Below are 12,241 nucleotides of genomic sequence, written 5' to 3' on the forward strand. Positions count from 1 at the left end.
TAATGAACTTGTCCATTTGTCGAAACTCTTCGTTGTTTTCTTTTTAAAAGCGAATTATATTGTCGCCATGAAAGGTATCATCTTATTAAGTATTGCTTGTGCAATCTGGGGTCTTGGTTTTGCCGGAACTCGATTTACACTAACAGACTATTCACCAGTGTGGTCAAACTCGCTACGCTATATCTTTGCTGGCTCATTCGCTTTTCTGATTCTACTTTTTAGAAATGACTTTAAAAAACTTGCCAGTAAAAAAGATGAAGTTCTAGGTGGTCTCATTTGCTCAGCACTTCTGATGATGGCCCTTCAGCTGCAAACTGTTGGTATTGCCATGACAACAATGGCAAAAGCCGGCTTTTTCACAGTCTTCTACGCTATTATTACTCCGATAATTTCTGTGATATTTTTAGGACAGAGAGTTCGTAAAACATTCTGGCTTCTACTTTCAACATCAATGCTTGGAATTATGATGATGAATGGTATGGACTTTAGTAATTTTAATTTGGGAGATATCTTTGTTATTGCTTCAGCAGTCTTCTTCTCACTACACATCATTGCAACTGATCGATATGCCAATGATGTCGAAGCTGTTCGCTTTAACTTTCTCCAATGTATTTTTATGGGAATCATGGGATTCGTTTTTGCACTGATTTATGAAGGGCCAACGAGCTTAGCAGTTCTTTACACGAACTCCCCCCTAAACTTCCCTTCTCCACTGTGGGGATTTTTAATACTATCGATTTTCTCTTCACTGATTGCCTTCTCTCTTCAGATTACGGCACAAAGAAGTATTCCTGCCCATATTGTAGGACTAGTCTTCTTAAGTGAATCGATCTTTGCTGCATTATTTGGCTATATCTTATTTGGAGAGACGCTAGATCCGACTGCCATTGCTGGTTCAATTGTCATCGTTATATCAGTAGCGCTTGTACCAAGATTTACTAATATCAAAAAAGATGAAAGTGAAGATAGTGACTTAATAGAAAATACCGGGGCATCGTCTGTTGTCAACGATACCCGAGTATAATTTATAAACAGCGCTAAGCTGCTAGTGGTATATCGTTTGTGAATGGAAAGATTACATTATCGATTTGAGTTGGGATAACTTCTTCAACTATAGTTGCGAACTCATCTTCGGTAAGGCCATTGATTTGTGCTTCCGACCAAATGATTGTTAACTTCTCATTAAAGACACTGCAGTCAAACTCACCTTTAATTTTTGATTGAGAAACGATTGATTTAATCTCATCTCTTGCATGGGCAATAAAAGTCTCTCTAAAGTTCTCAATATTCATTTATGTTCTCCTCGTCATTAACCAATTCGCAACCCTCTAGAACCGTTTTGGCTATTTAGTTATTATGCAAAGGTTTTGGGTAATTCAGACGAGAAATTTAACTTAATCGAATTACAAGCAGTTAAATAGTGAACAAAGAGATGAATCGTAGCTATTTTATTGATTTAGATAATTTCAAAGTGCCATCTTCCTATGTCACTCTCAATAAAAACATGGACTTATAAATTCAGTAAAATCTATAGCGAGCAACTCGTAAGTCCCTTCTTTTTCAAGTACTTTTGATGGTACTCTTCTGCCTTGATGTAATTATTCAATAATTCCAATTTAGTAACTATAGGATTTCTAAAGCAACCACTTTCTTCAAGCTCTTTTATGGCCTTTGCTCCAGCTTCCTTTTGGGACTCGTTACTGTAGAAGATCACACTTCTATACTGAGAGCCAATATCAACTCCCTGACGATTAAGGGTTGTGGGATTGTGGTTATTAAAGAAGATATCTACTAGGTTTTCAAATTTAATTATTGATGGATCATATGTGATTTTAACTACTTCAGCGTGCCCAGTCGTATCAGTACAGACCTCTTCGTATGTTGTATGATCACTATTTCCACCAGCATAGCCCACTTCGGTTTCAAGAACTCCCGCAAGCTTTCGAAAGGTTTCTTCGACACCCCAAAAACACCCTGCTCCAAATACTGCGACTTCAATATTGTTCATTGCAAACCTCCGATTTATTTCGTAATTTAACCGACATATGAGCAAGAAAACAAGAAAATTCTTAGAAAAGAAATTGGAAAAAGAGCTAGAAATAGCTAAAGAAAAAGCCGTTCATGGACAACATGAAATCATCATTATTTTAGATCATCTAAAGGGTGGTTTTAATATTGGTAAGATCCTGAGGTCTTGTGAAATCTACAGTGTTCACGAAGTTCATATTGTGGGAACGAAATTCTTTGATGTCACAATTGCAAAAGGTGCACTTAAAAGAGTGAAGACTTTCTTCTACGATAATATCGAAGATTCGGTTGAGCGCATTAATGAACTTGGCTACACTCCCCTAACTCTAGACTCTCATGCACAAACTTATCTAAATAAGAGTGAACTTCCTAAGAAGTCTGCCTTCATCTTTGGCCATGAAGAGTTTGGGCCTCTAAAAGAGATGCCAGGGATCAAAAGGCTTAAGATTAAGCAATATGGAATGACTGAATCGTTAAATGTTTCCATTGCGGCCAGTATTGTCATGTACGAGTACACTAACCAACACGCTAGCGAGTAAGAAAAAATGATTGAAACAAATAACCTCACAAAGAAGTTTACCAGTTATAAGAAAGAAGAAGGATTTAAAGGAAGTATTAAATCTTTCTTTAATCGAAATCCCATTACAAAGTATGCCGTAAACGACTTTAGCTTTAAAGTTGAAAAGGGAGAAATCAAAGGTTTATTAGGTCCAAATGGAGCTGGTAAAACGACCCTTATGAAGATGCTGACAGGGATAATTGTTCCCTCAAGCGGAGAAGTCACAATTGCAGGATACAAGCCTTGGCAACGAGATAAGGAATTTAGAAAGAAGATTGCTCTGGTTATGGGACAAAAGTCGCAGCTGTGGTGGGATATCCCGGCAATGGACTCATTCCAATTACTTCAAAAATATTATGAAATCCCAGATGACCAATTCAAAAAGAAACTTGGCTACATGGGGGAACTTTTAGATGTTACTGAGCTATTTCATATCCATGTAAGAAAACTTTCTCTTGGTGAAAGAATGAAGCTAGAGCTCATGGCCTCTCTCTTACACGAGCCAGAGGTACTCTTCTTAGATGAGCCTACAATTGGACTTGATCTTGTGGCCCAAGAAAATATGAGAAATTTCTTAAAAGAATATCATGCTAAAAATGATCTCTCGATTATTCTAACCTCACATTATATGGCCGATGTTCAGGCGCTCTGTAAGGACCTTGTTCTTATTTCAAAAGGACAGAAAGCATATGATGGGCCACTTCAAAATCTTGAAAAGATTCTCGGGGATAAAAAGTCTGTCTATTTCAGCTTTGATAAAGCAATTGATACCAAAGAAGATTTTTGGTCTAAACTTGATTGCGACTTTCTAGATAATGGGTCAAGTGTTGAGTTAAGAGTTGATAAAGAAGAACTCTCAGAAATCTCTGCGGCCATTTTATCAAAATACCCAGTTATTGATTTTCATACAGAAAAACTTCCAATAGAGAAAGTCATGAAGAAGATCATGGAGAACCCGGAGATTCTAAGTAATGTCTAATCTTATCAAATGGTGGCAAACCATTAAGATCTCCATTGTAAAGTACACGGCCTACCGTCTAAACTTCTTTCTCCAGATTATTGGACCGGCACTAGTCTTTCTTTTTATTAAGTACAATCTGTGGACGGCCATTTTTGAAAGTACGGGAAGTGCCACAATTAAAGGCTATACACTTAAGGCCATGCTTACTTATCACGTTTGGGCCTTTGTGGTTTCACAGCTTGCTCAAGGGCACACGGCACTTAATTTGGCCCTTGATATCAGAATGGGAAGAATTTCAACTTATCTGATCTACCCTTTTAATTTCTGGGAATTCCATACGGCTTCATTTATTGGATTTCAATTCATTCAGCTTTTTGTAACAGGCTTTGCAATATTCCTATTTTCACTAATTGGAATTTTACCAAGTGTTGACTTACCGACACTACTTAACGGTGTTGGAGTTTGTCTCTTTGTAAGCCTCTTTTGGTTTTCTCTACAATACTTAACTGGTGTTATGGCCTTTTGGTTAGAAGAGACTTGGATCTTAAGAGTTATGCTTCAAATGGTCACAGTTTTTTTATCAGGCGCAATTATTCCACTAGAACTATATCCGGACTTCTTTAGAGAAATCCTAATGTATACACCTTTTCCATATCTTACTTATTATCCAATTAAAGTTTTTATGGGTGAGGCCGTAAGTTACGCGAGTTTCTTCAGTATCTTAGGTCCTTGGCTACTTCTTGTAAGTATCATTTGTGCTCTAACGTGGAAGCGTGGAATTAGACTTTATACAGCGGCGGGGATGTAATGAGATTTGGTTCTTTTAGTTCAGAAGTTAAACACTACCTATCAGTATATAAGAAGTTTATCTCAACAAGTACGGCCGTTGCTATGAGCTTTCGCACAAGTTTTGTCCTCATGGTTATGATGGATCTAATGTTTTTTGGTTCAGCTTACTTTACTGTTGATTTTATCTTTGATCACGTGGATATGGTTATGGGGTGGAATCGAAACCAATTTATGCTTTTTCTATCTTATGTCTTACTTGTCGATGGTTTTCACATGATTATCTTAAGCCAAAATTTTTGGCGCTTTAGTGATGACCTTAAGTCTGGACAGCTAGACTATACGATCTTAAGACCTCTAAGTTCGATCTTCAGTGTCTTCTTTCGCAATATTAGGCCATCATCTATTCCAACACTAATTCCTGCAATCGCAGTATTTAGTTACTATGCAAACCTTAATGGTTTTAACCTATTACAATGGGCACTTATTCCTCTACTTCTAACGCTGTCGCTTGCACTACTTGCTGTCGTGGAATTTGTTATTAGCTGCGCTATGTTTTGGTTGGTTGAAGGGGTTGGGATTAACTTCTTTAGAATGCAGATGCAGCAACTTTCGCGCTGGCCTGATCTTATTTACGGGGCAGCAACAAAGAGAGTGTTTTCGACCCTCGTACCGATACTACTAGTAGGTTCGGCACCGATTCATTTCTTATTAGATATGAGTAAGTGGCACTACCTTCTTATTATGGTAGTTGCCACTAGTGTATTTTGGTTTATTTTATTAAAACTTTGGGAGCGAGGACTACAAGTCTACGATTCGGCTTCTTCTTAAAGTCAAAATTAAACTTATGCGGCTTGTTTTCTTTCTTCCTCACCTAAGAAAACAAGCTCGATCTCACCAATTGAGCGGTTCACGAAACTTACTTCATTCAATAATTGATCCGCAATATTTGATGCTCCCTTTGCAATCCCCGTATTAGACTTTGAAGACACATCAATACTTGAAATTGAGCTCTGCAGTTCAGTAATCCCCTTAGATTGCTCGAAGGTTGCAGATGAAATCTCAGTAATAGAATTTGTCACATTCTCTACACTAATAACTATTTCTTCAAGAATTTGCCCACACTGATTAGCGACATCAGAACCCGACGTTACACTATTTCTTACTTTCTGAACTAACCCAGAAAGTTTCATATTTGACTCTTCAACAATTGAGTTCACTTCATTAACACTTGTACTAACCATATCTGAAATCTCAACAGAGGCATTCCCACTCATTTGTGCTAATTTCCCAACTTCTTCGGCAACGACTGCGAATCCCTTCCCGGCTTCACCGGCCCTTGCGGCCTCAACTGATGCATTGAATGAAAGAAGCTTTGTTTGAAAAACAATATCGTTAATAACTTGAGTTCTTTCCTCAATTCGATTAATAAGCTCTACGATGTGGAGCATTTTCTTGTTATTATCTGAGAACTCCTCAACCATGACGTCAATATCGCTGTCGATTCCATTCATCGAATGAATCATCTTCTTTACAATCTTCTTACCTACAGCGGCCTTAGCTAAGCTATCTTGTGCAAGATTATTAGACTTTTGTGCGTTATCTGCCGTCATTCTCACCATTGAACTTATCTCTTCTAATGAACTAGAAGATTCTTGAAGTGAAGAGTCTTGTCTTTCACTAGACAAAGATAGTTCATTTGAAGTTGTTGCGATATTCTTTGCACTCTTTGTAAGGGAGCGAGATGTATTTGTAAGAGCAGAGATCGTTGCTTTAATTTTTTGAGAAATATTTGAAGCGTACACTACTCCAATAGAGAATCCAAAAACAATTCCAATTAATGAAACAACTACAAGAGTAATCTGTAAACTACGTGCTGTTGCACTAACAACAGATGCAGAAGAAATAACTTCTCTTGATAAACGTGTGTTGTACTTATCTAGAACTCTTTGATAATTTTCGGCAGCTTCTGGACAATGAACTAAGAAAATTTCATGCAGTTCCGCTCTTGCTTCCTCATTATTAATCTTTGCAAGCTCAAGCGCTCTAGCACCAACTTTCTTAAAGTCACTCCACTGAACTTGTAGCTCATTAAATATTTTTTGTTCTTCAGGGTCTGTGATTATACTACGTAACTTATTTGCAGCTAACTCATAATTATCAATCATCTTAATCGTATTAGAGATCGCATTATTTCGATTCTTACGATCTAAGTCCTCAAGTCCTAGGGTCCTAACTTGAATTCGCGTTTTCTGATAACTGACATCCATCTCACTAAGTAGAGAACTTCGTGGAATAATATTTTCATTAAAGAAATTAGATTGCGCACTTAAGTCACTTACACCAAAGTAAGAGACAGTACTAATGACAATACTGACAACTGACAAAAAGAAACATAATAAGATCAATTTAACTTTAAAATTCTTATTCTTCATTAATCCTCCAGAATACACTGAAGTATCGTACAGAGTCATTTTTAATTAAAGTTCAGTCTTTTAACTAAACCTATACAAGGTGAAAATAAATAGAATTGGACCTGTTGAAAATTCACAGCTTACATAGGAAAAAAAATTAAAAAAGCCAAAAGTAAAATTAGTGGGTTTCAATCTTCTCACATGCGCCCTGGTGTTTTATTTGCACTTTTTCGCAGTTTGCATTACAAGCACTACCGTAGGTTTTCCCGTCAACTCCACACACTGGCATCCAAATCATTGGACAGATACACGGAGCTTTGGCCTTTGGACGATGAGGCTTCATCGGAGAAGTTCCCTGTGGTCTTGAGTGTTTTTTATTTAGAGAGTTATTCTTATCATTAGAACAAGGGCCATCCTTAATATTCGTGGCGTCTACCATTTGGGCCATGCAACGATTTGAGTATGTTTTACCGTTAGCACATACCGGACGATATTCTTTTGTACATTTAAATGCATAACTGTTTACAGCAAGAATTAGGGCCAAAAGAAATTTCATACCAACCTACTTTTTTCGAAGTTTACACATATAGAGCGGACCAATTGATCCCTCTTTATCAGGTAGAAATATTGTACCATATTCAGTTTTCTCACCGAAACCGAAAGTATCTAGGTCATGAACAAGCTCAACTTGATCGCCTTTCTTTTTCAGGACTTTAGCGATCACTTCATCATTTTCAAGACTAGAAATAGAGCATGTTGAGTAGAGAACTTCACCGCCACTTTTTAGCGTTAGAAGAGCAGAACAAAGTAGAGAGTATTGAAGACCAGCAAGGTTTCTCGTTCTCTTCTTTGACCACATATTAAGATATTTTTGATCATTTATAGTATGGCGTTCTCCAGAGCAAGGGGCATCCAGTAGAACAAAGTCAAATTCATTTTTTAAGTTAAGCTCATACTTATTACCATCAAAACCACGGATATCAATGATATCTCTCATTTCTTCCGGGACATACTCTGAAACAACTCGACGTAAACGCTCTTTACGGTTACGTGAAAGCTCATTTAGAACAAGGTGTCCCTTACCTTCCATTTCTTCAAATAGTACTAAGCTCTTACCGCCAGGTGCCGCACACATATCAAGAACTTTGGAGCCGGGCGTTGGTTTGAGATTACGAGCAACAATAACACTAGCAGCATCCATCACATAGTGGGACTTAATCTCTTCAGATTCCGTTACCTCTCCCTTGGCATACACATCTGGGATTAGTTCATCTGAATCAATAAATTCTCCTGAAAACCACTTATTTCGACGATAGGCCTTCTCTTCTTTCTTAGTAAAAGAATCTTTTAGAGAACTCCATCGGGATCCCCACATTTGTGAGTAAAAATATTCAAAGCCCTCAGGGCCTTTCGTTGCTGCAGCTTGGTTTTTCATGCGCATCATGTTACTAAATATGACCTAATCGAGCAAAGAAAAGGATGTTGAAATGGAAAAATTTATTGATCAAATTATCAAGAATTTAAGCGCCAATGGCTTCCCTGAAAAGAAAGTATCTCTTCCTACTGAAAAGATGTATGAAGTTGCAGATAATAAAGGCCTAAGCCTTAATAAAGTTCTCGAAGAACTAAGAGAAAAGAAAATGATCGACAGTGAGATTGGCCCTGAGAAAATCATTTTTACGATGAAAAAATTTGAAAACCAGCAAGATATGTATGCTAAGGCACAAGAGATGATGTCTCAAATGTCACCAGAAGAGCTACAAAAAATGCAAGAAATGCTACAGAATATGTCTCCAGAGCAGCGTGAGCAAATGATGGAACAAGCAAAGAAAATGGGGATGATCTAATAGAATCATTCTTTTCTACCCCACTTTCAAGTCTTGAAGACTTCATCACTGGGCATGGATTTACCAGAGTTCATGCTCAAACGATCTATACCCAAGTTTATAAACATGGGGCAGAATCCTTTAAAGAAATTACTGGCCTACCTCAAAAACTCTACTCGCTATTAGAAGAAAAATATTGTTTTGACCTACTTGAAATCGCTAAGATTCAAGAATCAGTTGATGATAAAACAGTTAAACTTCTCTTTAAGTTAAGTGACGGACGAACTGTGGAAACAGTATGTGTCCCCTTTCAAAAGAAATATACGCTTTGCCTATCCTCTCAAGTTGGATGTGCCATGAAGTGCTCATTCTGTTTTACAGGAACGCAGGGGTTAACACGTTCGCTAGAGAAGAAAGAAATTATTCTGCAATATATGCAAGCCTATGCCTATATCAAAGAGAAGTTTGAAGGCCATCAGGCGGCCCCTAATATTGTCTTCATGGGACAAGGTGAGCCACTACATAATATTGATAATGTAGCGGATGCCATTGAAGTTCTAAAAACAAAAGAAGGCATGGGATTAGGCCCAAGACAGATCACACTATCAACGGCCGGATATTTACCAGGTATCAAAAGATTCAGTGAACTAGGAAGTGTTAACTTTGCCCTCAGCTTCCACTCTCCATTTAATGAAGAAAGAAATGAGCTCATTCCACTCAACAAAGCCTACCCTATTGCAGAGTTAATTGATGAGCTTAAGACGATCAAATTAATGAAGCGCCAGTTTCTAACTTTTGAATATTTAATTATTCGCGACTTAAATCATACAAGAAAACATGTGGAAGAGATTGGTCGACTATTAAAAGGAATGCCCGTTATTTTTAATCTCATTCCTTTTAATGAATTTCCAGGCGCTCCTTATAAGAGGCCAGAGATGGCGGCCGTCGAAGAGTTTAAGAAGGGCCTCATCGAACTTGGCTTTCACGCCATGATTCGCACAACGAAGGGCGATGATATACTAGCGGCCTGTGGCCAGTTAACATCACAAGATTCATAGAAAGCGACTTGCTAAATCCTTATCAGGAATCGGACAAGTCTCTAACTCCTTACCAAGTCGGTAACGATTTTCTGCAACGACTTCATAGAGCCAATTTCTTAGTGGCCTAGGTATTATTTTAAAGACTTTAAAATAGCAATGACCTAACTCCACCATTACCGCAATGGCCGCATCTGACTTCGTTGAAATCTCACCATTCTGATAGAAAACCACTGTTGAGAGATTCTTAACAAAATCTTGTTGAAGATAATCCAGCGCTTTTGGGTCCTGTAGATGACAGAATTTAACCTTCTTCTTGCGATCGATTCGATAAATAATCTTGACGAGGCCATTACATATTAAGCACTTACCGTCGATAAAGATAATATTCATACTCTCCATTCTACACCATCTGGGAAATTGTAAAAATTATATTTGCTGAGTTAGAACTACATTGTTCATATTTATTATGCTAGATTTTGCCAACTTTTACCCTATTATCGAGAGAGCAATCTATGAAGAAAATTCTACTTCTTGGTGTTAGTGCCATTACCCTTTTAAACCTAACTTCATGTGGGAACCGTTCAAGTATTTATGAGGACAAGGGACCAACTATTAATAGCCAAGGGCTAAAAGGTGACGCTGTTGCATCAGAAGTTGCAGGAGCTAATTTCGTATGTGACCGCTTCTCAAAAGATGGTTGTATCGACCAAGTGTTAATGATGGGTAAACTTAATCGTGGAAAGCTTCAAACATGTGCGGCCTTCTTTGTTGGCGATAACCTAATTGCAACAGCTAAGAAATGTCTTCCAAGTAGACAAAAAGATCAATCATACTCAGACTGGCTAGATTCAGCTTGTTCAGAAGTTGCTTTCAAAGACCTTAAAGGCTTTACATATACTTGTTCTTCAATTGAAAACCAAAAATATTCAGAAATTGTTCTTGTTTCAACAAAGCAGAAATCAAAAGTTGGATTTCTTGAAACAACTAACCAAGGTATCAACTTCGGTGGAGAAAATAAGATTTTTGAACTTACAAGTTTCAAAAGAGGATTTGAAGTTAACTACGCTGTTTCTGAAGGGAAATACACAAGAGCAAAGAAGAAGTGTAACGGTCTAACAGATTCACTACTAACAACAATTAACGGATCAAAAGATTCAAAGAACTTTGTTCTTTCAAACTGTGCTATCGACTGGAACTCAACAGGTTCTCCTGTCCTAGTTGATGGAAAAGTAGCAGGTATGCTTCACGGTAAAATTGAAGGTGATGCAGACTTTGGAACAAAAGTAAGTGACAGAGATGGAGTTGCACTTGCAGAAAATTTTGCATGTCAGACTAAGTTCTATGCAGAAACTCCAGCGGCATGTGATCTACATAAACTTGGGGATAAAATTAGCAGCTTAAAAAATACTCTAAAAAGTACCCTTGTTAATAATGGGACTGCTTTTGATACTGTTACTCAAGATATTACAATCTTTAGAAAAGATTCAAATCTAATGGTTCTAGCAACTGAAAAAGCAACGACTTGTGCTACAGAAGGAGAAAAAGGAAGTTTCCAAGCTTGTAAGGTAAACTTACCACTTAAGAACAAATTTCTTTCAACTCTTGATCTTGCAAATGTCGCTCTTGATTGTGACAACGCTGTGACAACAAATTGGAAAACAATCAAAGTTGATGAGAAGCTTACAAGACAGTTTAGCTTTGAAGATTATACGCTAGATGGATACCATGCAGATAGATTTTGGGTAGAAGTTCCAGCTTGTGAATAAGTAGTAAAAAGAAAAAAATATAAAGGCCGCTCAATGAGTGGCCTTTTTTATTTAAAGTGTATTCTGTAGAAACTCTCTCATTAAATCCCAAGACTCTTTATCTGCCTTTTCATTATAGGCCAAAGGAAGATTAAATTTCTTTCCATTCTCAGTCGCCTTTGGATTTGTGAAGGCATGAGTTGCACCAGGTAGATTCACAAACCTCATTGGTAGTTGTGATCTTCTAATAACCTTCTTAAAATTGGTAATATCATCTTTTGTTACAAGTGGATCGTCGGCACCATTAATGACTAAAAGCTTTGCTTTTGAGTTCTTCGTCACTTGTTTTATACCTGATAAAGACCCGTGGAATGAAACCACTCCTTTTAGGTCAGCTCCTTGAGTCGCATTAAAAAGAACAACGGCCCCTCCAAAGCAGTATCCAATAGCACCAATGCGTTCAGCATCGACACTTGGCTGTTCTTTTAAAAGATCCACGGCCTTATTGAATTTTGCTTTAAGAAGTGTTGGGTTCTTAAAGGCCTCAGATGAAAACTTCATAGCATCTTTTGGGTGGTTTGCCGTCTTTCCATCTCCATACATATCAAGGGCAATAGCATTGTAGCCAAGAGCTGCAAGCTGGTCTGCACGCTTTCTCGCATAATCATTATGTCCCCACCATTCGTGAACAACGACAACGCCTGGCTTCTTATTATCCTCGTCGCCAGTAAGGGCCATATAGCCTCGATAACTCTTATCCCCTACTTTGTAGTCAACATCCTTCGTTGTCACAGATGAACAGCTTGCAAAGCCCATCACCATCAAAATTGGCAGTAAAATTCTCATTTTTCCTCCTAAAATATTGACTGCCACAACGCAATC

The 12,241-nt window shown here is 37.8% G+C and carries 15 protein-coding genes; 8 read left to right on the top strand and 7 right to left on the bottom strand.

Annotation, left to right across the window (positions count from 1 at the left end):
* The first annotated feature begins 67 nt into the window (after positions 1 to 67).
* On the top strand, positions 68 to 1,024 hold the full coding sequence (locus ABMA76_RS15005) for a DMT family transporter (protein WP_392911273.1): 957 nt from the start codon (positions 68 to 70) through the stop codon (positions 1,022 to 1,024).
* A gap of 13 nt (positions 1,025 to 1,037) precedes the next feature.
* On the opposite strand, the gene ABMA76_RS15010 is transcribed toward ABMA76_RS15005, so the two are convergent.
* Together ABMA76_RS15010 and msrA are read right to left on the bottom strand one after the other, a co-directional pair.
* On the bottom strand, positions 1,038 to 1,292 hold the full coding sequence (locus ABMA76_RS15010) for a hypothetical protein (RefSeq protein ID WP_392857052.1): 255 nt from the start codon (positions 1,290 to 1,292) through the stop codon (positions 1,038 to 1,040).
* 236 nt (positions 1,293 to 1,528) lie between these two features.
* A complete protein-coding gene (gene msrA, locus ABMA76_RS15015; protein WP_392911271.1) occupies positions 1,529 to 2,008 on the bottom strand; it encodes a peptide-methionine (S)-S-oxide reductase MsrA in 480 nt (159 codons plus the stop codon).
* Between the two features lie 37 nt (positions 2,009 to 2,045).
* Between msrA and ABMA76_RS15020 the strand changes: the two genes are divergently transcribed.
* Genes ABMA76_RS15020 through ABMA76_RS15035 form a run of 4 tightly spaced genes read left to right on the top strand, consistent with a single transcriptional unit; the run spans position 2,046 to position 5,165 of the window.
* The gene (locus tag ABMA76_RS15020; RefSeq protein ID WP_393062048.1) at positions 2,046 to 2,567 is read left to right on the top strand and encodes a TrmH family RNA methyltransferase; all 522 of its coding nucleotides are present in this window, start codon (positions 2,046 to 2,048) and stop codon (positions 2,565 to 2,567) included.
* A 6-nt stretch (positions 2,568 to 2,573) separates the two neighbouring features.
* Entirely contained in the window at positions 2,574 to 3,566 is a 993-nt protein-coding gene (locus ABMA76_RS15025; RefSeq protein WP_392911267.1) for an ATP-binding cassette domain-containing protein, read from the top strand.
* Positions 3,559 to 4,356, top strand: coding sequence for an ABC transporter permease (locus ABMA76_RS15030; RefSeq protein ID WP_393062050.1), 798 nt, complete (start codon positions 3,559 to 3,561; stop codon positions 4,354 to 4,356). Before ABMA76_RS15025 ends, ABMA76_RS15030 begins: the two co-directional genes overlap by 8 nt.
* Positions 4,356 to 5,165, top strand: coding sequence for an ABC transporter permease (locus ABMA76_RS15035; protein WP_392911263.1), 810 nt, complete (start codon positions 4,356 to 4,358; stop codon positions 5,163 to 5,165). The genes ABMA76_RS15030 and ABMA76_RS15035 overlap by 1 nt, the downstream gene beginning before the upstream one ends.
* Before the next feature lie 14 nt (positions 5,166 to 5,179).
* Here the strand turns inward: ABMA76_RS15035 and ABMA76_RS15040 are convergent, their stop codons facing one another.
* From ABMA76_RS15040 to ABMA76_RS15050, 3 genes are all read right to left on the bottom strand, one after another.
* Positions 5,180 to 6,769 (bottom strand): methyl-accepting chemotaxis protein, encoded by a 1,590-nt coding sequence (locus ABMA76_RS15040; RefSeq protein WP_392911261.1) that lies wholly within the window; start codon positions 6,767 to 6,769, stop codon positions 5,180 to 5,182.
* Positions 6,770 to 6,926: 157 nt separating this feature from the next.
* Positions 6,927 to 7,304 (bottom strand): Kazal-type serine protease inhibitor domain-containing protein, encoded by a 378-nt coding sequence (locus tag ABMA76_RS15045; protein WP_393062052.1) that lies wholly within the window; start codon positions 7,302 to 7,304, stop codon positions 6,927 to 6,929.
* Positions 7,305 to 7,310: 6 nt separating this feature from the next.
* Positions 7,311 to 8,183, bottom strand: coding sequence for an RsmB/NOP family class I SAM-dependent RNA methyltransferase (locus ABMA76_RS15050; protein ID WP_393062054.1), 873 nt, complete (start codon positions 8,181 to 8,183; stop codon positions 7,311 to 7,313).
* A 52-nt stretch (positions 8,184 to 8,235) separates the two neighbouring features.
* On the opposite strand from ABMA76_RS15050, the gene ABMA76_RS15055 reads away from it, so the two are divergent.
* Together ABMA76_RS15055 and rlmN are read left to right on the top strand one after the other, a co-directional pair.
* The gene (locus ABMA76_RS15055; protein WP_392911253.1) at positions 8,236 to 8,595 is read left to right on the top strand and encodes a hypothetical protein; all 360 of its coding nucleotides are present in this window, start codon (positions 8,236 to 8,238) and stop codon (positions 8,593 to 8,595) included.
* Entirely contained in the window at positions 8,595 to 9,632 is a 1,038-nt protein-coding gene (gene rlmN / locus ABMA76_RS15060; protein WP_393062066.1) for a 23S rRNA (adenine(2503)-C(2))-methyltransferase RlmN, read from the top strand. Before ABMA76_RS15055 ends, rlmN begins: the two co-directional genes overlap by 1 nt.
* On the opposite strand, the gene ABMA76_RS15065 is transcribed toward rlmN, so the two are convergent.
* A complete protein-coding gene (locus ABMA76_RS15065; RefSeq protein ID WP_393062056.1) occupies positions 9,627 to 10,004 on the bottom strand; it encodes a thiol-disulfide oxidoreductase DCC family protein in 378 nt (125 codons plus the stop codon). The two genes, rlmN and ABMA76_RS15065, sit on opposite strands and share 6 nt — an antisense overlap.
* A 122-nt stretch (positions 10,005 to 10,126) precedes the next feature.
* Here ABMA76_RS15065 and ABMA76_RS15070 point away from each other — a divergent pair, with 122 nt between their 5' ends.
* Complete coding sequence (locus ABMA76_RS15070; protein ID WP_393062058.1) at positions 10,127 to 11,380, top strand: hypothetical protein; 1,254 nt, start codon at positions 10,127 to 10,129, stop codon at positions 11,378 to 11,380.
* A gap of 51 nt (positions 11,381 to 11,431) precedes the next feature.
* On the opposite strand, the gene ABMA76_RS15075 is transcribed toward ABMA76_RS15070, so the two are convergent.
* On the bottom strand, positions 11,432 to 12,205 hold the full coding sequence (locus ABMA76_RS15075; RefSeq protein ID WP_392857079.1) for a dienelactone hydrolase family protein: 774 nt from the start codon (positions 12,203 to 12,205) through the stop codon (positions 11,432 to 11,434).
* Positions 12,206 to 12,241 lie beyond the last annotated feature (36 nt).

Source organism: Halobacteriovorax sp. ZH5_bin.2 (genome assembly GCF_043196375.1).
Lineage (GTDB): Bacteria > Bdellovibrionota > Bacteriovoracia > Bacteriovoracales > Bacteriovoracaceae > Halobacteriovorax_A.